Here is a 19,885-nt window from a genome sequence, read left to right on the forward strand (position 1 = left end):
AGAAGGAGAGTAGAATTTTCGTAGAAGGTGTGAGGGGGTGCCTGCGCTCCCCGACAGGGCATGGCGCAATATAGGTCGCGATGAAAACTATGGAGGGTTGCATGGTCCCCGTCCAGATGGAGCTGTCGATCGCACCGCTGCGACACCCGGGGCCGGGGATCGCGGGGGCGAGCATCCAGGAACGCTTCGAGGCGTTCCACCAGCTCAACCCGTGGATTCTGGTGCAGCTGGAGTCGCTGACCGCCGACTGCGCCAAGCGCGGGCTTCGGCGTATCGGCATCGGGATGCTCTTCGAGGTCTTGCGCTGGCAGTACGGGCGCGCGACGAGCGGCGAGCCGTTCAAGCTGAACAACGACTTCCGCTCCCGCTATGACCGGCTGCTGGTCCAGCGGCATCCGGAGTGGGCGGCCCTGTTCGAGACCAGGGAACTCCGCACACCTTGAAATAGGTCCCGATACAAAAACTTGGAGATGTGCGTGAACCGCCCGATACCGAAGCTGCGGACCCGTAAGCCCACCGGCGTTATCCCCTGGCCGATCGTCTTGATCAAAGGCGAGGAGAAGAGTGGGAAGAGCCATCAGGCAGCGGAGTTCACCGGCTGCGAGCAGACCGGCCAGGCGTACTGGCTGGAGCTCGGCGAGGACACCGCCGACGAGTACGCGAACGTGCCCGGTGCGGCCTACCTGCTGATCGAGCACAACGGCACCTACCGCGACATCCTCGGCCAGATCGAGGCCGTGCACGCGGAGACGACCCGCGCGGCTGTCGCGAAGGAGAAGCCGGTAGTCCTGGTCATCGACTCGGGTTCGATGCTGTGGCGGATGCTCGTGAACTGGACCAACGAGCGGGCCAGGCGCTCGCGGACGGGCCAGAACGCCCTCAGGCAGGTCCCGGACGCCGAGGTCAAGCCGTCGATGAACCTCTGGAACGACGCGGCCGAACGGTGGCAGCGGGTGATGTACCTGGTGCGTACCATGCCCGGCATCGTGGTCCTTCTGGGCCCGCGGCAAAGAGGTTGCGGCGGTCGACGGAAACGGCGATCCGATCCCGCGCACGAAGGACTGGCGGGTGGAAGCGCACAAGTCTTTGGCCTTCGATGCGGCGGTGTGGGTGCGTATGCGCCGCGAGGAGCCGCCGCAGATCATCGGTGCGCGCTCGTTGCAGTTCCAGGTGCCGCGCGGCGGGCAGCCGAAGCCGATGCCTGACTTCTCCATCGAGAAGCTCGTGTTCGGCCTGATGGGCTGCTCGATCCACAACCAGCCCAAGCCCACCCCGGAGCTGACGGGCGATCTCGCGCAGGCGTGGATGCCGAAGGTGCACGAGGCCGCCGCGCAGGGCGTGGAGCAGCTGAAGAAGCTGTGGCGGCAGGTCGAGGCCGATGAGGGTTTGGACCGCGACGAGGTCCTGGTGGTACGCGCGGCGATCGAGCGTGCGGCCACGGAGCTGAAGAACCCCAGGAAGCTCAGCGATCCCACCAGCGATGATGTGTCCCGTCTGCGGGCTGCTGCCAGCGAGCAGCAGGACCAGGACGCCGAGGGCACGTCCGCTGAGGAGCCCGGCGTCGAGTTCGCCGCCTGACCGCGCTCCGCTCCCCTCTTCCTCTTTCCCTCTGCGCTGCCGGGGCCTGTCGCGTGACGGGCCGGGCCTCGGCAGTGCCTTCTTGGAGACTGCTGTGACCGCCACAACGACCAGCGCACCCGCACCCCTGTCGATCTGGGATGCCGCACGAGCCGCTGACGCTCGGTGTCCACGCTCGGTACAGACTCAGCTCGGGGCGTCGGACACCATCTGTGCACGCCGCGCCGGATACATCCTGGCCCGCGCGGAGCGGACGAACCCCGGAGACAAACGGGCCGCCATCCTCCGCACGTACATCCACCAAGGTCTGCTCGAAGACGCGCGTCGCGAGTACGGGTGGCTGGTGGAGCGCACCGTCACTGACGCGACGCTGCGCGGGCACGTCGATGTCGTACAGCTCGACGCGGCGACGGCCGCGCGGCTGCCGAAGCGCCACCGGCCCGTGCGCCCTGCGGATGTGGTGACCGTGGAGGACGTGAAGACCAAGTCCTCCCGCGTCTGGGACCGCGTCGTCCGCTACGGGCCGACTGCTGCCGAGATGCGCCAGATCCTGCTGTACGCCGACTTGTTGCGCACGGTCGGCTTCGCCGACATGCCCGGCCAGCGGTACCTGCACCGTCTGGGGCCGGTGGATGTTCAGCGCATCCGGTTCAGGTTCGTGTGCCGTGACACGGGCGAGGAGCACGTGCAGGAGTTCGCCTTCGACGAGTGGCTGGCCACCGAAGCGCGCTGGTGGGTGGACCGGGTTCTGGAAGCCGATTTGCCAGAGCAGTTGCGGCGCGATCACGAGGGCCCGGGCCTGTCCGTGATCTGCGACAACTGCCCGTTCGTGCAGGCCTGCTGGGCCGGTGCCGCGCCTGGGCGGCCCGCGCAGACGATCCTCGTTCACGATGACGAGGACCGGGCCCGTGCCCTTGCCGATTACGTGCGGGCTCACGAGCGGTTCAGGGAGGCGAAGCGGGTCAAGGAGCTCGCGCGGGCGATGCTCGATGACTCCCCCGAAGGCAACTACGGCGAGAACCACCTGGGCTGGAGCGGCGGCAACGACAACGAGGAGACGGACGTCGCCGCCATGGTCGAGGAGTTCGAGAACGCCGATCTGACCGTGCCGATGGTTCCGGACACCGACGCCATGGTGGCGATCCTCCGCCGTGCCGGGATGGTCGTTCCCCGGCGCAAGGCGGCTGGCTGGTCAGAAGACCGCGCGCACCATCAAGGTCACGCGGGCCCGTACGCGGTCCTGACGGCTCCTTGGCGGGCCTGCGAGGCCGGGCCCGCCTTCCCCTTCATCACCCTCTTGCTCTGCTGCTTGTACTGCCCCTGGAGGCATGCTCCGTGACCATCCTGCGCCGCCATCTCAGCTCCAGTTACACCGTGCTGCCGACGGCCACCCTGGAAGATTCCCGCCTGTCGTTCCGGGCGCGCGGGATTCGCGCGTTCCTGGTCGCGAAACCGGACGACTGGCAGGTACGCGCCGAGTCCATCGCCAAGATGGGCAAGGAGGGCCGGGATGCGGTGCCGCGTTGCGGGAGCTGCGCAACTGCGGCTACTACCGGGTGATCACGGAGCGGTTGAGCGACGGAAGACTGATCCGGATTACGGAGGTGTACGACACTGCGCAGGACTGGGCGGCCGAAGAGTACGCCCGCCAGGTGGTCCGTCGGGTCGAGCGCAGGCTGAAAGCCGAAGCCGAGCAGTCTCCACAGGCCTTGGAGGACGAGGGCGCCGAGACCGAGGACGGGTTTTCGGGCGTCGGTTCACCAGGCGTCGGTGAACCCGCCGCCGGTTCTTCAGGCTTTCTAGTTAGTAACCACACCAATTACCCACAGCAGAACCCCCCTTCCCCCGCAGCTGTCGCTCCAGGGGCGCCCGTAGAGGCAGTCGGTTCGTCGGGCCGGGAGGGCAGCGGCTGTGCGGCTCACGCCGATCAGCCTGGCCGTCGTTGTCGCGACTGCGGCACGAGTCCGCGCAAGCAGCGGGAGGCGCAGCAACAGGCAGAGAAGGAGAAGGTCAAGGCCTCTCGGCGTGAGGCCAATGAGCGGGTGCTGAAGTCGGTGCGGCGCCAGCCGGACGCGCAGGGTTTGTCCGCTGTGGCTCGCCAGAGATTGGAAGAGATTCGGCAGGCGCAGGCTCGGGAGAAGGCGGACCGGAATCCCGACGCGCCAATACAGGTCGCGCTCTTTGGCCTCGCCGCTTACCGGGAGCAAGCCGACAGTGCGGCGATAGAGAAGAATTTACGTGAGGCGGAGACTGCCGGGAACAGAGTTGACCCGCCGACCTACCTTCTTCGAATTGACAGATCGGTACCGCAGCGGCGGCTGAACTCGCGTCTGCCCCATGCGCTGCGGTGATCTGGCCCGAGCCGAGCCCCTGACCTGCGGTGACCAGTTCAGCTGAGACGTGGAGATGCCGGAATTCGGCTGATGCGGCCCCGCACGAGGTGGCGCTGGGCCTTGTCTCAGCCGAGCTGGTCCCGGCTCTGCTGTTCGGAAGTGGACCACGACCATAGGGGGTTTGTTGGCGTGGGGCCTTCCGCCGCTGAAAGGCCCCACCTCGTATGCACTTCTTCGGCGTGACCTCGGGTATGGCGGCCCCGCGCGCCGCTCCCACCTCGAATGCCACATGTGCCAGGCCGGTCGGCGCGTCCGCCGTGACCCGAAGTGGCGCCCACAGGGTCGCGAACTCACCGGAGTTCAGGTCCAGCGGAATCCGTGTTGTCAGTGTGGTGCCGTCCGCGGAGAACTCGCCCAGGGCCCACCAGTTCTGCGGTATGCCGTTGCGTCCCCAGTACAGGCGGGGCTCGGTGGAACCGCATGCCCTGCGGGGCATGGACAGTGACGGTCTGGAAGGCGTCCTCGGGCTTGCTGGGGTCCCAGCTGTACTGGTGGCTGAAGCCGTCCTGCCCCTCGGCCGCCTGCGGCCACACCAGGAAGCGGTAGTAGCCAGGCTTGTCGCCGAGTTCGCCCATATGGAAGGCGGGCAGGTCCACCCAGTCGGCCCTGGAGTCGTCGTTGCGGGAGCGCACGTCGAGAAGGCCAACCATGCTCAGCCGCCCGGGCGGCTGGCCGGGCCCGCGAACCCAAACCGGTAGTCAAACAATGCTGTCGCGGGCGCCTACCTGCAAGGACATACACGCCCACGGGCCCGTGGGCTGCCTAACTAGTCCTGAAGCCCCTCTGGGGGGACAGACGGGGGACACAAGGGCAAGGACGGTTGCGGAAAAGCAGGGACAGACAGCGATTGGTGCGGCATCGAGGGCTGGACCTCTCAGACACCGCCCCGCTGCCGTACCGTCGAACCGCCCCGCCCCTTCACCACCTCCAGCTGCGCGTGCACGCGTCGTCGCAGGTCAGCGACATGGCTGACGATGCCGACGCTGCGGTCCCGCTCGCGCAGCGAGTCCAGGACGTCGAGGACCTCGTCCAGGGTCTGGTCGTCGAGGCTGCCGAAGCCCTCGTCGATGAAGAGCGTGTCCAGGCGTACGCCGCCCGCCTCGTCGGTGACGACGTCGGCGAGGCCGAGCGCGAGCGCGAGCGAGGCGAAGAACGTCTCGCCGCCGGAGAGCGTCGCCGTGTCGCGCTCGCGGCCCGTCCACGCGTCGACCACGTGCAGGCCGAGGCCCGAACGGCCGCGGCCCGTACGGTCGTCGGAGTGCACCAGGGTGTACCGCCCGGACGACATCCGCCGCAGCCGGACCGTCGCTGCCGCCGCCACCTGTTCGAGACGGGCGGCCAGCACGTACGACTCCAGGCGCATCCTGCGTTCGTTGTCCGCGGAGGTGCCGGCGGCCAGCCCCGCGAGGCGCGCCACGCGGTCGTAGGCGGCGCGCAGGGGCGCCAGGCTGCGTGCCCCGGCGACGGTGCGGGCGGAGAGCCGGTCGAGTTCGGCGCACCGTCCGGCCGCGGCGTCGAGCGCGGAGGCGGCGGCCCGCAGGCGCCGGCCCGCGGCGTCGGCCGTCGCCCGTGCGCCGGGCAGGTCGGCGGGGGGCCGCTGGGCGGCGGCGGCCGTGTCCGGTTCGGCGAGGACGGAGCGGACGGCGGCTTCTTCGTTCCGCCAGTCGTCGATGCGGTGCTGGAGTTCGCGGTACCGGGCGTCGTCGAGCAGGGCGGCGGCCGCGGCCTCCGGCGTGTCGAACCCGGCGCGGAAGGCGGCGTCGGCGAGCCGCGCGTCCGCCGCCTTGAGCCGCTCGGCCGTGTCGTCCGCGGCGCGGGCGGCGTCCGCGGCCTCGGTGAGCAGTGCGGTCTGCCGCTCCAGCTGGGCGGCGCGGGCGGCGACGCTGCCGGCCGTCCCGCGCGCGTGGGACAACTCCGCGCCCAGGGACTCCTGTTCGCGGTCCAGGGCTTCGCGCAAGGTGGCCCGTGACGCGGCGCGGCGCGCGGCCTCCTGCTGTCCGGCGACCCGGCGGTCGTACTCACGCTCGGCCTGCGCGAGCACTTCGCGCGCGGCGTGCAGCCCGGAAGCGCGGTCGCGGGCCTCGGCGTACTCCCGGCGCAACCCCTCCACGATCGCGGCGAGTTCATCGACGGTCGGACCATCGGCGTTCGGTTCACCGGCAGTCGGTTCACCGGCGGTGCGTCCCTCGCCCGTGCCGCCTCGCGCCGCCTCTGTGGCCGCGGCCAGCGTCGCCCGTACGTCGCCGAGCACGCGTTCGGCGGCCGTGCGCGACTCCAGCGCGGCACGGTGGGCGGCGAGCGCCTCCTCCTCGGCACTCCGGTCCACGTGCCCGGCGGTCTTCCGCGCGGGGGCCGGGTGTTCCGTCGCTCCACACACCGCGCACGGTTCACCGTCCGTCAGATGCGTGGCGAGTTCGGCGGCGATGCCCGCGAGGCGCTGTTCCTTGAGAGCGAGCCAGTGCTCATGGGCGGCGGTGGCGTGTTCGCGGGCGGTGAGGGTGCGCTCCTGCGCCGCCGCCGCGTCCTGGGCGAGCCGGTCACGACGGCGGGCCGCGTCCAGGCGAGTCTGCGCCGGTTCGAGGCGGCCGGCCAGTCGCTCGGCATGCGTGGCGGCTTCCTGGGCGGACTCGACCCGTTCTTGGAGGGCGGTCCGGGTCGCCTCCCAGCCGTCGAGCCAGCCCGAGGCGTCCTGCAAGAGGTCGTCGTCGGCGCGCTCCTGCCGGTCCAGCGCGGCGCGTTCGGCGGTGATGTTGGCGAGTCGCTGTTCGGCGCGCCGGGCGGAGGCGAGGCCGCCCAGTTCCTGGGCGGCCTTACGAGCGGCGGCGGCGAGCCCTGCCGCACCGGCGGCCTCGAACGTCTCGGGCAGGTGTGCACGCGCGCGTGCCTCCTCCTGCGTCGCCCGGCGGTGCTCGGCCTCGGCGGCTTCGCGCAGCCCGAGCGCGGGGGCGACCGTCTCGGCCTTGCGGGCCCGCTCCAGGCGGTGCTCGCGCTCCCGCTGCTCCGCCTCGCGCGCGTGGAGCCGCGCGGCGCGCTCCCGCGCCTCGGCGAAGCGAGCCTGGAGCCGGTCGAGTTCCGCTGCGTCGGCGAGGTGGCGCTCTGCTGCAACTTGTGCGGATTCGGCGGCCGTCAGCGCGCACTGCGCGATGGTGAGCCGCTCGCGGGCTCCCGTGCGGGCGACGGCGGCCCAGGCCAGGACCTCCGTCGCGAGGCCCGGGTCGCCGGGCGCCAGGTCGGGCAGGGGGAGTTCGGTGTCCCGGCCGCCGTCCGCCGCGGCCTGCTGCATGCGGTGCGCGTCGGCGAGGAGGGCCGCGTCGCCTTCCTTGACCTCGGCCTCGGTGGCGCGCCGCTGCTCGGCGAGCCGCTGTTCGACGGCGGCGAACCTACGGGTGTCGAAGAGGCGCCCGAGCAGCTTGCCGCGGGCCTCGGCGTCCGCGCGCAGGAAGCGCGCGAAGTCGCCCTGGGGCAGGAGCACGACCTGGCAGAACTGCTCCTTGCTCATGCCGAGCAGCTGGGTGATCTCCTCGCCGATCTCCTGGTGGGACCGGCTCAGGTTCTTCCAGCCGCCCTCCGGAGTGCTCTCACGGAGCCAGCTTTGCGCCTTCTCCGTCGTCGTGCCCGTGCCGCGCTTCTTGGGCCGCTCCCACGGCGGCTGACGGGTGATCTCCAGGCGGCGCCCGGCGACGGTCAGTTCGAGACACACTTCCGTGCGCGTGCCCTGCTGGGCGTGGTCACTGCGCAGCGTCATGCCCTGCCCGCTGCCCTGCCGCGCTCCGGGCACCGATCCGTACAGGGCGTAGCACACGGCGTCGAGCACGGACGTCTTGCCGGCGCCGGTCGGGCCGTGCAGCAGGAAGATCCCGGCAGCGGAGAGGGCGTCGAAGTCGATGTCCTGGGTGGTACCGAAGGGCCCGAAGGCGGTGATGCGGAGCCGGTGGAGTCTCATCGGGCGACCTCGCGCACGGTGTCCTCGGTGCGGACCGCGTCGAAGGCCGACCGCAGGACCGCCTGCTCGTGCGAGTCGGGCCCCGCGCCGCGCACATGGGCCACGAAGTCCTCGGCGATGTCCTGGTCGCTGCGGCCCTGGAGCCGCTGGGCGTACGAGACGTCCGGGTCGTCGGGTGCCCTGTCCGGGTCGAAGAGGAGGCTGAGGGTGTGCGGGAAGCGCGCGCAGAGGCGGGCCATGGGGTCGTCGGGCCGCACCGCGTCGGTGAGGGTGGCCTCGACCCATGCCTCCTCGTGCCGGGCGAGGGCGGGATCGCCGAGCAGGGCGTCGAGGGTGCCCCGGACGCGGGCGAGCGGGCGCGGCACCGGGCAGTCGACGCGCTCGGCCTCGATCTCCCCCTCGGGGCCGAGGTCGACCAGCCACATGCTCTTGCGGTGGTCGGCCTCGGAGAAGGAGTACGGCAGGGGGGAGCCGGAGTAGCGCACGCGCGGGCCGAGCGTCTGGCTGCCGTGCAGATGACCGAGCGCCGCGTAGTCGATGCCTTCGAAGACGCCGGCCGGGACCGCCGCGACGCCGCCGACGGTGATGTCCCGCTCGCTGTCGCTGACCTGGCCGCCGCTGACGAAGGCGTGGGCGAGCACGACGGAACGAGTCCCGGGCGCGCGGCCGGCGAGATCGGCCCGCACCCGCTCCATGGCGGCCGCGAGGACCGCCTCGTGGCCCGCCTTGGCCACGCCGAACTCGTCCTTGACGAGGGCGGGCTCGAAATAGGGCAGGCCGTAGAACGCCACGTCGCCGTGGCGGTCGGTGAGGAGCACGGGCTCAGCGCAGGCGGCCGGGTCGGTGCGCAGGTGGATGCCGGCGCGGTCGATGAGGCCCGCGCCGACGCCGAGGCGGCGCGCCGAGTCGTGGTTCCCGGAGATCATCACCGTAGGCACGCCGAGGTCGGCGAGCCGGTGCAGCGCGTCGTCGAAGAGCTCGACCGCCGCGAGCGGCGGCACCGCCCTGTCGTACACGTCGCCGGACACCACGACGGCGTCGACGTCGTGCTCGCGCACGGTCGACACCAGGTGACCGATGAAGGCGGCCTGGGCGTCGAGCATGTTCACGCGGTGGAACGATCGGCCCAGATGCCAGTCGGACGTGTGCAGCAGCCTCATGATCCCCGAGACTAACGGGCGGGTCTGACATCACGGGCGGCTACGCCTGTATCCGTCCGCATCCCTGGCCCCGGCTCCGCGGGGCCCCGCGCGTCAGGCGTCTCCGTACGCCTCTCCGCCGAGTTCGAACTCCGCGCTGCCCGCGGTGGCGTCGGCCAGCCAGCCCCGGAAGGCGTCGATGTCGCCGTCGGGGAGACCGATCTCGATGGTGACGGCGTCGCCGTAACGGACGTCACGCACCTCACGTCCGGCCGCCCGCAGGTCGTTCTGGACCTTGCCCGCGCGCTGGTGGTCGACAGTGACGGTGGCGAGGCGGAAGCGGCGGCGGGTGACGGTGCCGAGTGTGTCGAGCGCCTCACCGACCGCTCCCCCGTAGGCGCGGATGAGTCCGCCCGCGCCGAGCTTGACGCCTCCGTAGTAGCGGGTCACGACCGCGGCGACGTACCGCATGTCGCGGCGCATCAGCATCTGGAGCATCGGGACGCCCGCGGTGCCGCCGGGCTCGCCGTCGTCACTGGCCTTCTGGATCGCCGCGTCGGCCCCGATGACGTACGCGAAGCAGTTGTGGCTCGCCGTCGGATGCTCCTTGCGGATGCGCGCGACGAAGTCCTGGGCCTCCCGCTCGGTGGCCGCGGGCGCGAGGGCGCACAGGAACCGCGAACGGCTGATCTCGGTCTCGTGCACGCCCTCGCGGGCCACTGTGCGGTACTCGTCCTGCATCACGCCAGCGTAGGCGCTCGCCGGGGGTCGCCCACCCGGCGGCGGCGCCGGGTGGCACAGGTCACTCTCCACGCGCGCGTGGGCGTCCGCCGGGTACGGTGATCTCTCGTGACGTCACCCTCGATACCCGTGCGCCAAGTCCCGGGCTCCTCCGGCCCCTTGGCATCCCTGCTGTCCGCTGTGCCCGTCACCGTCGTCGAGACCCACGACGACCCCGCCGACGCCGTCCTCTTCCCCGAGGAGGAGGCGGTGGTGGCGAACGCGGTGGCCAAGCGGCGCAACGAGTTCACCACTGTGCGGCACTGCGCGCGGGCCGCGCTGAAGAGGATCGGCGTGCCGCCCGCCCCGATCCTGCCGGGCCAGCGGGGCGCGCCGCGCTGGCCGGCGGGGGTCGTCGGCAGCATGACGCACTGCGCCGGTTACCGGGCGGCGGTCGTGGCCCGTGCCGACGAGGTGACCTCGCTCGGCGTCGACGCGGAGCCGGGCGAGCCGCTGCGGGACCCTGACGTCCTTGGACTGATCGCCGACGAGACGGAGCGTGCCGCGCTCGCCGGCCTGGGCGCCCGCCATCCGGGCACGCCCTGGGACCGGCTGCTGTTCAGCGCCAAGGAGTCGGTCTACAAGACGTGGTTCCCCCTCACCGGCCGGTGGCTCGGCTTCGAGGAGGCGCGGGTGGAGCTGGACCCGGACGGTACGTTCACGGCGCGGCTGCTCGTGGAGGGGCCCATGGTGGAGGGCGTCGAGGTGAAGGTGTTCTCGGGCCAGTGGATCGTCCGCGACGGGATAGCGGCCACGGCGATCGTCCTGCCGATGTCGACGCCCGAGGCACGGCCGTAGCGCACGGGGCCTGTCGGGTCTTGAGCGCACGGGTCATGTCGTGTCATGTCGGTCTTGAGCGCAAGAGTCTTGTCGAGCCCCGTTTCAGCCGGGAGCAGCGCCGGTATCGCGGCGTCCTGGCATGCGCGCGTCTCAGTGCTCCGCAAGCTCCTCCCGCGATCTGACATCCTGGTCCGTCAGGATGAGGAACTCCCGCTCGTGCTCGGTCAGCACCTTGAGGAACCCGGGCTCGGCCTGCATCACGTACCCGCGCAGATCCTCGCCGCCGCGCATCGCGATCCGCTCCAGAGGCACCCACGGAGTGGTGATCGTCGCCGCGCCGAGCAGCATCGCCAGGCCTGCCAGCGCCACGAGGTGCCGAGTGGCCCAGAAGGCGGCCCTGCGCAGCCGTCCCCCGGCCCGTACCCCGTAACTGATGCCGGCGACCAGCCCGCCGACCGCGACCATGAGCAGCAACACCCACCAGCTGTGGAAGGTCCCCACGTACGCGACGACGGCCACGACCGCGATCAGCAGCAGCATCGCGCCCGCCAGGTCGGGCCGCTCGGCCTGGCCCTTCACTGGCGCACGGTTCCTGGCCTCCCGCAGAGCCCGCGCCTCCATGACGAGCCGGAGGACGGCGACCGGCAGGAGGAGCGTGAGGAAGAGCACCGAGGCGAACGAGTCGGCCATCACGGTGCCGAGGACGAGGCCGATGGTGTCGTCCAGATCGAGGGTGTGGAGAACCGCGAAAGAGGTGTGCCAGTCGTAGCCGGACACGGCGAACAGCCGCAGAAGGAGAAAGGCGAACGCGGCAGTGGTCACCGCGAGCCCTGCGCCGTGCCCGTCCGTCCCGGTCTCGGTCTCGTTCTCGTTCTCGTTAGTTGCCACGTGGGATGACATGGGTACCTGCACGCCTTTCCTGCCCGCCGTTCGGGTGGTGCCGCACGGCCGCACGGCCGCTCGCCGAAGGCCCGCGACCGGGGCACGTGGTGACTGTGTGGACCGTCACCGTGTCATGATCCGGTGACGATCAGTCGTCCATCGCCTGATACAGCGTCGTCCAGAAGTCGTGGATGAGCCGCGCCGAATCCGGGGTGGACATCCCCACCTGGGTGAGCAGAATCCCGGTGAGCTGCTTGTCCGGGTCGGCGTACGCGGTGGTGCCGGTGCCGCCGTCCCAGCCGAACTGGCCGACGGACGCGTAGTCGCCGCGGTAGGTGCGTACCGCCATCCCGAAACCCCAGCCGCCGTGCTGTCCCTGTCCGAACGACACATGGACGTTGTCGCGGGCCAGTGCCTCCCGGGCGGTCTGCTGCTCGGGCGTGAGGCGGTTGGTGGTCATCAGCTGGACGGCCGGCCCGGACAGGATCCGCTCCGTCCCGTGTGTCCCCTGGTTGAGCAGCATCCGGAAGTACGCGTGGTAGTCGTCGACGGTCGAGACCAGCCCGCTGCCGCCCGAGGGGAACGCGGGAGGCCGGCTGTACCGCCCGTCTGCCGCCTCGTCCCATACGGTGAACTCGCCGGTCAGCGGATCGGGGACGTAACTGGGCGGCAGTCGGTCGATCGTGTCGGCGGGCACGTGGAAACCGGTGTCCCTCATCCCCAGCGGATCGAGGACGCGGTCGCGCAGGAACTCCTCGAACGGCCGACCTGTGACCCGGGCGACCAGCACACCGAGCACGTCGTGGCTGATGTGGTACTGCCAGCGCTCTCCTGGCTGGTACATCAGCGGGAGCGTGCCGAGGCGGCGCATCCACTCGTCCGGCTCGGGCGCCGGCTCCCCTCCCTGGCTCCAGATCGCCTCCTCGAATATGGCGGCCTGGATCGGGGCGCCGAGCGTCGTCACGTCCATCCCGAGCCCGAACGTCGAGGTCATCAGGTCCCGCACGGTGATCGGCCGCAGCGCCGGAACGGTGTCGTCCAGCCGGCCGTCGACGCGCTTCAGCACCTGCCGGTCGGCGAGCTCGGGCAGCCACTCCTCCACCGGGTCGTCGAGGCGCACCCTGCACTCGTCGAGGAGGATCATCACCGGCGCCATCGCGACCGGCTTGGACGTGGACGCCATCCGGAACATCGTGTCGCGGCGCATCGGCGCGCCACCGTCGTGGCGCATCGTCCCGATCGCCTCGACGTGCGTCTCGTCGCCCCGGCCGACCAGGGCGACGAGCCCAGGGATCTTCCCGGAGTCGACATGCCGTGCCAGCACGTCACGCACTCTGCGCAGGCCGGCTTCGGAGAAGCCGCGGTTGGTCTTGCCCATCATGAGTCTCCTTGCGTGCGGATTCGGGAGAGGTACTGGGGTTCACGGTCACGCCGCGTCGAGGGCCTCGGTGATCTTGCGGGCCATCGCGGTCATGGCGGGGGTGGGCTCGCCCTTGTGTGCGCGGGCGGCCGCTTCGAGGGCGACGTCGATGGTGGCGCGGAAGTTGTCCGCCTCTGCCGGGGCCTGCTCCTTGAGCAGGCCCATAGCTGCTGTGAGGGCCGGCAGCACCTGGTCGGCGAGCGCGGCGACCGACTTGCCGTTCAGGTTCCCGATCTTCGACTTCTCGGCGAGCACGTGCCCGACGGGGCCGGTCGCGGCGGCCAGGGCGATGGAGCCGTGGGTGGCGACCTTGTGCGGCGAGCCGGTGGCGTCAGCGGCGGCCAGCAGCGAGACGGCGCCGTACGCGGCGGTCCGCAGGGTGTGCTTGTCCTGGACGGTGAGGGTCAGGGTGACAGACATGGTGGCGTGCCTTTCGGTGTGACGAGCGGATGGCGAGCGCGGTCCCGGGGGGCCGATGACACAAAGATCTCCGCCGGGCCTGTCAGTCCCCTGTCACGCCTCTGACACGACGGCTGACACGACCGCTGACGCAGCCACCACCGCTCCGCCGCGGCTCGTCCAACCGTGAGGGGGTTGACGGCGGTCAGCGACGAACGGCACGGAGGCAGGTGCGGTAGTCGCCGCCGAGGCCGTCGCGGGCACCACCAGGCCGCCGGGCCTCCGCCGAGGGGCAGGAGAAATGCCAGGGGCTGGATCAGCGTCGGTGCTGTCTGCTCGGGCTGGACAAGCATGCGCAGCAGGTCCCGCGGGGCCAGGGCGTGGACGGCGCGCAGGTCCCGTGCCAGCGGCGTCGCGGCCGGTCGTGGCGGTACCGCGCCTTCCGCCAGGGCCGTCGCGGGCGGCCCCCGGCACCGAGCCCGGCACCGCCGTCGCCGTCGCCGTCGCCGGAGGCCGTGTCCGCGTGGCCTGGTGGGGGGGGTCGGTGTGCACGCGGATGGCGCGGGCGGCCAGGGCGGCGCACAGCCGGGGGCCTGGTGCGCGCCCGCCGCCACGGTGACAGCCTTCAGGGCGGCCGGGGTGCCGTGGGTGACGACACGGCCGCATCGAGGATGGCGAGGCGGTTCGCAGAGCATCGCGATCGTGGTGGTCTTGCCGACGGCAGGCCGTTCGGGGGCCTGCGGGTTCACCTGGTTGCTCTCTTTTGACGTGGCACGCTCCACCCTGCAAGCTGGAAGAAGAGGGAAAACTCCCTTATATGTGGCTGTCGTTGCCGGAGGCGACGACCCGAGAGCAGGAGGAAGGTGAACCATGATGCGCCTGCGTTACACGCCTCCGAAGGTCGTCCGTATCGGACGGGTGGAGAAGCTGACCGGGCAACTGCGTCGGGGCGTTCCCGACTTGCTCGCCCACGGCAACATCCTCTGACCGTGACCGATCTCAGCACAGGGGCGGAGCCTTCTCGGCTCCGTCCGTCCCATGGGCCGAGTTCAGGAGCGCCATGGCCGGTCAGTGCCTCACGGAGTTCCCCGGGTGCTCCGGGCGTATCGCCGCCGGTACGAGCACCGTGGACCACACGTACGCGCCGTTCGACGCCCGGCCATCCGACCGATCCAGCCGATCCAACCGCCGTCCCGGCAGCCTCGTTTGCCAGTGGCTCCCGGCGGGGGTGGGGGCCGCCACCCCAGTACTCGTCGTCCCGCAGCCGGTTCCCGGCACCGTGCTCGCCCTCGCGGGGCCTTTGCCAGGTGAGCTGTCACCGGATCGGGCGGAGCGGATAAAGCGGGTTGTACGGGATGTCGTACGCGGGCAGGTCACCGCACTGCGCCAACTGCCGCCGGAACTCGCCGGTGCCGTCGTGACACCCCGGCGAGTCGTTCTCTTCCGCGGCGTGTGCAGCACCGATCAGCTGTTCTTTCGTACGTCGGGCGGATGGACCCGGTGGTCGAGCGACCCCCGTGATCTGCTCGACGGCCCACCGGAGTTCGACCGCGAGACACTGTGGCGAGCCTGCCGGGGCGAGGACGTTTTCGTCTTCCCTGGCATGGACCGGCTGACTCCCGGTCGGCTCGTTGTGGCGGACGGCTGGTCCGACGCGCGCGCCGAGACCTACGACGGCATCGGCGCGTTCCCGCTGCCGCGCCGCACCTCCCTGCGCCACTACGCCGACCTCGCCTACGAGTTGCTGCTGGAGGAGACCCGGCGCTACGCGTCCGCCGGCCGCATCGGCGTCCTGCTCTCCGGAGGCGTCGATTCTGCCGTCGTCCTGGCCGCGCTCGCCGACCACGGGGCTGATGTCACCGCGTACCACATGCGCAGCAAGGACCCGCTCGCCGACGAGTGGCCACGCGCGCGTGAGGTGTGCCGCGCGCTGTCGGTCCCGCTGGTGAGCGTGGATCCGCCCGGTGAGGACGAGTCGTACTTCCCCGTAGGGCACGACCATCCGCTGCCCTTCAACCACGTCTGGTTCCGCCGCCTCGACCTGACGGCCCGACGGATCGCCGAAGACGGGGTGCGTACGGTGCTCAGCGGTCTGGACGGGGACGTCGTCTTCGGTCCGTTGCGGTACGGCCTGTACGACGTCGCCGTCGCGGACGTGCCGTGGCGCGAGCGGTGGGCCATGGCCAACGGCCTGCTCAGTTCCCGGTGGGAGCTGAGCCGGATCGTCCGCAGCATCCGCCCCGGCCGCTCGCTCTACGACGACCCCGAAGCCACCGCCGAGACCGAGCGCGCGGGCGACTTCCTCGTCCCCGTTCCCGGCGCCGACGCCGAACGCTACGAACCTGACTCCGCCGCCCAGGAACACACCCTGAACCTGACAGTCTGGCGGCCGTACGGCATCCACTGCGCCAAGCCCTGGGGCGGCCGCGAGCTGCGCCGGCTGGCGGCCAGGCTGCCGAACGCCTACCGAGTGATTCCCTACGCGGGCCGGACCATCGACAAGCCTGTGCTGCGTCTCGCCGCCGCCCGCCGGGGTGTTCCCTCCCTCGTCTGGCGGCACTACGGGCGGGACTGGCTCGGTTCGCCGGACGAGACGTGGTGCCTGCGCCATCCGGACGCCGTCGCGGACGTACTCGCCGGACCCGACGCCTGGCTGACCGCCCTGGGCGTCGTCGATCCGCGCCGCTTGGCCGCGGTCCTCGCCGACCCGCGCGCGTTGCGGCGCAACGCGGAGAACCTGCTGTGCACGGCCATGGTCGAGTTGTTCCTGCGCGACCTGGCGCACACGTTCGAGCCGGCGCCGAGAAGGTGAACCCACCCGCCCACGGGCCGGTTGACGTGTGCAACGGCAGACAGGCCGACTGGAGATGGGAAAGATGCCGCTGATCCAACTGGCAGAGCAGACAGTCTTTGACCCGGCCGACGGTTCGGGTGTCCTTCTGGACACCTCCGAAGGCGTCTACTTCGAGCTGAACCCCACCGCGACGCTGATGCTGGAGGCCGCCCTGCGCTGCGAGACCTACGACGAGGCCGTCCACGAGCTCACCGAACGCATCGACGCCGCCGACGGGGAACTGCGGGAGGGCATACAGTCGCTCGCCGCCCAGCTCGCCGAGAGCCGTCTCGTGGAGTCGGGCGGCGGTCCACCAGAGGCTGGGGCCGGGCCGTGAGGCCCGCGGCGACCGCCGACTGGGCCTTCCTGCTCTGGGGCGACGACGCGGCCGGGCCGGTACCCCGCACGCCCCTCTCGGTGCAACTGGCCGCCGCCACGCACACGGCACGCGCGCTGCGAACGCTGAGCAGGCACGGCTGGGGAGTGGCGCAGTGCGCTCTGCGGGACCTGCGCGTGCCGCCGGGCGCCCACCACGACCTGCCGTCGGCGACAGCGATCCGCCTCGCCCGCCGCGAACTGCCCCGCTGTCAGCGCGTGGTGCGGCTGCTCGACCCCGACGCGCTCTGCCTGTCCAGGTCGTTCGCGCTGGCCGTCCATCTGTCGGCACTCGGGCTGCCCGCCGAGACCGTCATCGCCCGGCAGCGTTCGTCGATCGGCGCGCGGTTCGCCTTCCACTCCTGGACGGAACTGCACGGCGAGGTCCTCAACGACGTCCCGGCCGTCCAGAGCGGCCATACGGTGCTCCAGCGGGTGGGGTGCGCCGCCCTGGTGCGACCACTGCCGTGTTGTCGGTGATCCGGCTGAACGCCACCCGCCCCAGCGGCCAGCATCGCGAGACCAACGGAGTCGGCGAGCACCGCGTCAGGACAGGGCACAGACGCAGAACTCATGGCCCTCCGGGTCGGCCAGGCACGTCCAGGGAACGTCGCCCTGGCCGAGGTCGAGGTCGCTGGCGCCGAGGGCCCGCAGCCGGGCCACCTCCGCCGCCTTGTCGTCACCGGGGTACGGCAGCAGGTCGAGATGGACGCGGTCCGGCACGGTCTTCACATCGGGCGTACGGAGGAATTCGAGATACGGGCCCACGCCCTTCGCGGAGCGCAACACCGCGTGATCGTCCGCCACCTCGTGCAGGGTCCAGTCCATCGCCTCGCCCCAGAACCTGGCCATGGCCCGCGGATCCACGCAGTCGACGACCACCGCGGCGATCGGCCCCGTGTCCCGGTAGACCTGCCGGGGCTCCAGCACGCAGAACTCGTTGCCCTCGGGGTCGGCGAGGACCGTCCACGGCACCTCGCCCTGGCCCACGTCGGCGGGCGTCGCGCCGAGCGCCCGAAGGCGCGCGACCAGCTCCGCCTGATGGGCCGCGGAAGTGGTGGCGAGGTCGAGGTGCACACGGTTCTTTGTCGCTGTCTTGGGTTCCGGGACGGGAACGACGTCGACGCAGACGAAGTCCGGGTGCGGCCAGACGAGGCCACCGGCGGGGCCGACGTAGGTGGTCACGCCGGGGCTGTAGGCGCTCCAGCCGAGCGCCTGCGCCCAGAACCGGCCGACCGCCGAGCCGTCGAGAGCCTTGATGTTCACCTGGACAGGTCGTAGTGCCATGGCGGCGATCCTACGTACCCGCTGGTCCTTAGTCGGCGGGGCGCCCAGGAGTTCGAGCCGCGCCTGGAGGGCGCGGTGCTCGTCCCGCCGCCTCGCGACACGTGCCCTGCAACCACGGCATCTGTCCACCTCGGCATGGTCAAGGACCCCAAGCTCGACGTCGTGGAGATCGACGGCGGCTGATACACGATCCACGCCGAAGGCTTCTTACCGGGCCGCAGGGCCAGCCGCGTGTTCATCAGCCCTGAGAACGGCAAACCCAACCTCGCCGACGTCGTGCTCTCGTTTCCCCCCCCCGGCACCGGCGACGCCTGGCCACGTCGAGCGCCTACGACGACCTGACGACTCGCGCCGCCGGATCGGAGGCCGTCCGGTACGTGGGCCGGCCCGCAAGCCACGTGCCCAGTACGCGCGCGTGGCGGATCGCCATCGGATCGAGCGTGCGGGGGTCGGCGGAGAGCAGGACCAGGTCGGCGGGGGCGCCCTGCGCCACGTGCAACCGGTCGTCGGCGCCGGCCTGGTGGGCCACCCCCGAGGTGGCCGCCGTCAGTGCCTGTTCGACGGTGAGCCGCTGGTGGGGGATCCAGCCCTCTTCCGGCTCACCGGCGAACGTACGCCTGGTGACGGCGACTTGGATGCCCTCCAGCGGGATGTGCGAGCTGACGGGCCAGTCGCTGCCGAAGGAGAGGCGCACGCCGTCCCGCGCCAGCTCACCCATGGGGTACTGGAGGCCTGCCCGATGCGCGCCGATCCGCGGGATGGTCAGCTCGGTCTGGAGCGGGTCCGGCTGGGCCCACAGGGGTTCGAAGTTGGCGATGACGCCCAGCTCGGCGAAGCGGGGCAGGTCCGCGGGGTCGACCACCTGGACGTGGGTGATCACCGGGCGCCGGTCCCAGGCGGGGTTGCCGGCGCTCGTGGACTCGATGGCGTCGAGTGCCGCCCGTACGCCCGCGTCGCCGATCGCATGGATGTGCGTCTGGAAGCCCGCGGCGTCGAAGGCGCGCACGGCTTCGGCGAGCGCGGGCGGCTCCCACACGGGCATGCCGCAGCTGTGCGGCGCGTCCAGGTAGGGGGCGAGCATGGCGGCCGTACCGCCCTCGATGACGCCGTCGCTGAAGAACTTCACCGTCCGCGCGGACAGCAGGTCCCCGCCCTCCGCGGCCACGCGCGCGCGTGCTTCGGTGAACGGCTTCAGCTGCGCGCGCCACCGGTCGGGATCGGCGCGCTGGGCGAGGTCGGCGCGGACGGACAGGGCGCCGCGCTGGACGGCGGCCAGATACGCGTCGACCATCTCCGGTTCCACCCAGGCGTCCTGGACCCAGGTGACGCCCGCGCGCGCGTACGTGTGGCCAGCGCGGCGCAGCGCCTCGACGAGTTCGTCCACCGAGCGCGAGGGGACCTGGTCGAGCACGAGGTCGCAGGCATGCCATTCGCGCAGTGTGCCGAGCGGCGAACCGTCGGGGCGGCGCACGATCCAGCCGAGGCGCCGTTCCGGGGTCTTCTTGGTCACGCCGGCCCTGCGCAGGGCCTCGGTGTTGCACCACACGGTGTGGTAGTCGTGGGCGCGCAGGACGACAGGCCGGTCGGGCACCGCCGCGTCCAGCCAGCGCGCGTCGAACTCGCCGTCCGGTGCGAGCGCGGGGTCGTAGGAGGCGCCGACAATCCACTCGGCCTCCGGGTGCGCCGCCGCCCACCGTCCGACCTCGGAGACGATCGCGTCGACGGAGCCCAACTCCTTGATCTGCGGCCCGAAGCCTTCCAGGCCGCCGAAGAGGGGGTGGGCGTGGCCGTCTCCGAAGGCGGCCATCAGCAGGCCGTCCCCGATGTCGACGACCTCGTCGGCCGTGGCGGCGAGGTCGCGGGCCTCGTCGCCGAGCGCGAGGATCCGGCCGCCGCGCACGGCGAGCGCCGTGGTGTCCGCCCGAGGGTCGCTCCCGGTGCGGATTGCGCCGAGGAAGACCAGGGTCGTCGCCGCCGTGGTCGTGGTGGTGGTCGTGGTGGTGGTCGTGGTCATGCTGTCGCTTTCTCCTTCTCGCGTGCACCGCGGCGCCGCGGTGCGGTGCCGTGCGGCGCGGT

Annotated in this window: 20 protein-coding genes; 11 read left to right on the top strand and 9 right to left on the bottom strand. The window is 71.5% G+C overall.

The genetic code is table 11. The features are described from left to right. The first annotated feature begins 101 nt into the window (after positions 1–101). The 6 genes from ACOBQB_RS12705 (at position 102) to ACOBQB_RS12730 (ending at position 3,929) form a co-directional block, all read left to right on the top strand. On the top strand, positions 102–443 hold the full coding sequence (locus ACOBQB_RS12705; protein ID WP_423591487.1) for a hypothetical protein: 342 nt from the start codon (positions 102–104) through the stop codon (positions 441–443). A gap of 33 nt (positions 444–476) precedes the next feature. Beyond that, positions 477–1,205, top strand: a complete 729-nt coding sequence (locus ACOBQB_RS12710; protein WP_423591488.1) for a hypothetical protein — start codon at positions 477–479, stop codon at positions 1,203–1,205. Continuing rightward, positions 1,198–1,578 carry a hypothetical protein gene (locus ACOBQB_RS12715; protein WP_423591490.1) on the top strand — a complete coding sequence of 127 codons (381 nt, stop codon included), beginning with the start codon at positions 1,198–1,200 and terminating at the stop codon, positions 1,576–1,578. The genes ACOBQB_RS12710 and ACOBQB_RS12715 overlap by 8 nt, the downstream gene beginning before the upstream one ends. 343 nt (positions 1,579–1,921) lie before the next feature. After that, positions 1,922–2,917 (top strand): hypothetical protein, encoded by a 996-nt coding sequence (locus ACOBQB_RS12720; RefSeq protein ID WP_423591492.1) that lies wholly within the window; start codon positions 1,922–1,924, stop codon positions 2,915–2,917. Continuing rightward, a complete protein-coding gene (locus tag ACOBQB_RS12725; protein ID WP_423591493.1) occupies positions 2,914–3,138 on the top strand; it encodes a hypothetical protein in 225 nt (74 codons plus the stop codon). The genes ACOBQB_RS12720 and ACOBQB_RS12725 overlap by 4 nt, the downstream gene beginning before the upstream one ends. Next, the gene (locus ACOBQB_RS12730; protein WP_423591495.1) at positions 3,102–3,929 is read left to right on the top strand and encodes a hypothetical protein; all 828 of its coding nucleotides are present in this window, start codon (positions 3,102–3,104) and stop codon (positions 3,927–3,929) included. The genes ACOBQB_RS12725 and ACOBQB_RS12730 overlap by 37 nt, the downstream gene beginning before the upstream one ends. A 332-nt stretch (positions 3,930–4,261) precedes the next feature. Here ACOBQB_RS12730 and ACOBQB_RS12735 read toward each other — a convergent pair whose 3' ends face one another. The 4 genes from ACOBQB_RS12735 to ACOBQB_RS12750 form a co-directional block, all read right to left on the bottom strand. Further along, positions 4,262–4,621, bottom strand: coding sequence for a hypothetical protein (locus ACOBQB_RS12735; protein WP_423591497.1), 360 nt, complete (start codon positions 4,619–4,621; stop codon positions 4,262–4,264). A 224-nt stretch (positions 4,622–4,845) separates the two neighbouring features. Then, positions 4,846–7,914: an AAA family ATPase gene (locus tag ACOBQB_RS12740; protein ID WP_423591499.1), complete on the bottom strand. Its 3,069-nt coding sequence runs from the start codon at positions 7,912–7,914 to the stop codon at positions 4,846–4,848. Continuing rightward, the gene (locus ACOBQB_RS12745; protein WP_423591500.1) at positions 7,911–9,074 is read right to left on the bottom strand and encodes an exonuclease SbcCD subunit D; all 1,164 of its coding nucleotides are present in this window, start codon (positions 9,072–9,074) and stop codon (positions 7,911–7,913) included. The genes ACOBQB_RS12740 and ACOBQB_RS12745 overlap by 4 nt, the downstream gene beginning before the upstream one ends. A gap of 93 nt (positions 9,075–9,167) precedes the next feature. Beyond that, positions 9,168–9,794, bottom strand: a complete 627-nt coding sequence (locus tag ACOBQB_RS12750) for a YigZ family protein (RefSeq protein ID WP_423591502.1) — start codon at positions 9,792–9,794, stop codon at positions 9,168–9,170. A gap of 129 nt (positions 9,795–9,923) precedes the next feature. Here ACOBQB_RS12750 and ACOBQB_RS12755 point away from each other — a divergent pair, with 129 nt between their 5' ends. Further along, positions 9,924–10,631, top strand: a complete 708-nt coding sequence (locus ACOBQB_RS12755) for a 4'-phosphopantetheinyl transferase family protein (protein ID WP_423591503.1) — start codon at positions 9,924–9,926, stop codon at positions 10,629–10,631. A gap of 132 nt (positions 10,632–10,763) precedes the next feature. On the opposite strand, the gene ACOBQB_RS12760 is transcribed toward ACOBQB_RS12755, so the two are convergent. The 3 genes from ACOBQB_RS12760 to ACOBQB_RS12770 form a co-directional block, all read right to left on the bottom strand. Further along, a complete protein-coding gene (locus tag ACOBQB_RS12760; RefSeq protein WP_423591505.1) occupies positions 10,764–11,501 on the bottom strand; it encodes a hypothetical protein in 738 nt (245 codons plus the stop codon). 142 nt (positions 11,502–11,643) lie between these two features. Then, positions 11,644–12,873, bottom strand: a complete 1,230-nt coding sequence (locus tag ACOBQB_RS12765; RefSeq protein ID WP_423591506.1) for a serine hydrolase domain-containing protein — start codon at positions 12,871–12,873, stop codon at positions 11,644–11,646. Between the two features lie 48 nt (positions 12,874–12,921). Beyond that, complete coding sequence (locus tag ACOBQB_RS12770) at positions 12,922–13,335, bottom strand: hypothetical protein (protein ID WP_423591508.1); 414 nt, start codon at positions 13,333–13,335, stop codon at positions 12,922–12,924. A gap of 849 nt (positions 13,336–14,184) precedes the next feature. Here ACOBQB_RS12770 and ACOBQB_RS12775 point away from each other — a divergent pair. The 4 genes from ACOBQB_RS12775 to ACOBQB_RS12790 all read left to right on the top strand — a co-directional run bounded on the left by ACOBQB_RS12775 (position 14,185) and on the right by ACOBQB_RS12790 (position 17,002). Beyond that, positions 14,185–14,301, top strand: a complete 117-nt coding sequence (locus tag ACOBQB_RS12775; protein ID WP_423591509.1) for a lasso RiPP family leader peptide-containing protein — start codon at positions 14,185–14,187, stop codon at positions 14,299–14,301. 73 nt (positions 14,302–14,374) lie between these two features. Then, positions 14,375–16,126, top strand: coding sequence for an asparagine synthase-related protein (locus ACOBQB_RS12780; RefSeq protein WP_423591511.1), 1,752 nt, complete (start codon positions 14,375–14,377; stop codon positions 16,124–16,126). A 64-nt stretch (positions 16,127–16,190) separates the two neighbouring features. Then, positions 16,191–16,484: a PqqD family peptide modification chaperone gene (locus ACOBQB_RS12785; RefSeq protein WP_423591513.1), complete on the top strand. Its 294-nt coding sequence runs from the start codon at positions 16,191–16,193 to the stop codon at positions 16,482–16,484. Next, positions 16,481–17,002 (top strand): lasso peptide biosynthesis protein, encoded by a 522-nt coding sequence (locus ACOBQB_RS12790; protein ID WP_423591514.1) that lies wholly within the window; start codon positions 16,481–16,483, stop codon positions 17,000–17,002. The genes ACOBQB_RS12785 and ACOBQB_RS12790 overlap by 4 nt, the downstream gene beginning before the upstream one ends. A 66-nt stretch (positions 17,003–17,068) precedes the next feature. Here the strand turns inward: ACOBQB_RS12790 and ACOBQB_RS12795 are convergent, their stop codons facing one another. Then, positions 17,069–17,809, bottom strand: coding sequence for a VOC family protein (locus ACOBQB_RS12795; RefSeq protein WP_423591516.1), 741 nt, complete (start codon positions 17,807–17,809; stop codon positions 17,069–17,071). A gap of 328 nt (positions 17,810–18,137) precedes the next feature. Then, entirely contained in the window at positions 18,138–19,823 is a 1,686-nt protein-coding gene (locus ACOBQB_RS12800; protein ID WP_423591517.1) for an amidohydrolase, read from the bottom strand. Between the last annotated feature and the right edge of the window lie 62 nt (positions 19,824–19,885).

The sequence above is a fragment of the Streptomyces sp. G5(2025) genome (assembly GCF_049542075.1).
Taxonomy (GTDB): Bacteria; Actinomycetota; Actinomycetes; order Streptomycetales; family Streptomycetaceae; genus Streptomyces.

What these genes read in the sequence shown, in the direction of transcription:
- ACOBQB_RS12705 (WP_423591487.1), top strand. Translation starts at nt 102, where the DNA reads ATGGTCCCCGTCCAGATGGAGCTGTCGATCGCACCGCTGCGACACCCG.
- ACOBQB_RS12715 (WP_423591490.1), top strand. Translation starts at nt 1,198, where the DNA reads ATGCCTGACTTCTCCATCGAGAAGCTCGTGTTCGGCCTGATGGGCTGC.
- ACOBQB_RS12735 (WP_423591497.1), bottom strand. Translation starts at nt 4,621, where the DNA reads ATGGTTGGCCTTCTCGACGTGCGCTCCCGCAACGACGACTCCAGGGCC.
- ACOBQB_RS12740 (WP_423591499.1), bottom strand. Translation starts at nt 7,914, where the DNA reads ATGAGACTCCACCGGCTCCGCATCACCGCCTTCGGGCCCTTCGGTACC.
- ACOBQB_RS12745 (WP_423591500.1), bottom strand. Translation starts at nt 9,074, where the DNA reads ATGAGGCTGCTGCACACGTCCGACTGGCATCTGGGCCGATCGTTCCAC.
- ACOBQB_RS12750 (WP_423591502.1), bottom strand. Translation starts at nt 9,794, where the DNA reads ATGCAGGACGAGTACCGCACAGTGGCCCGCGAGGGCGTGCACGAGACC.
- ACOBQB_RS12765 (WP_423591506.1), bottom strand. Translation starts at nt 12,873, where the DNA reads ATGGGCAAGACCAACCGCGGCTTCTCCGAAGCCGGCCTGCGCAGAGTG.
- ACOBQB_RS12770 (WP_423591508.1), bottom strand. Translation starts at nt 13,335, where the DNA reads ATGTCTGTCACCCTGACCCTCACCGTCCAGGACAAGCACACCCTGCGG.
- ACOBQB_RS12775 (WP_423591509.1), top strand. Translation starts at nt 14,185, where the DNA reads ATGATGCGCCTGCGTTACACGCCTCCGAAGGTCGTCCGTATCGGACGG.
- ACOBQB_RS12780 (WP_423591511.1), top strand. Translation starts at nt 14,375, where the DNA reads ATGGCCGGTCAGTGCCTCACGGAGTTCCCCGGGTGCTCCGGGCGTATC.
- ACOBQB_RS12785 (WP_423591513.1), top strand. Translation starts at nt 16,191, where the DNA reads ATGCCGCTGATCCAACTGGCAGAGCAGACAGTCTTTGACCCGGCCGAC.
- ACOBQB_RS12795 (WP_423591516.1), bottom strand. Translation starts at nt 17,809, where the DNA reads ATGGCACTACGACCTGTCCAGGTGAACATCAAGGCTCTCGACGGCTCG.
- ACOBQB_RS12800 (WP_423591517.1), bottom strand. Translation starts at nt 19,823, where the DNA reads ATGACCACGACCACCACCACGACCACCACCACGACCACGGCGGCGACG.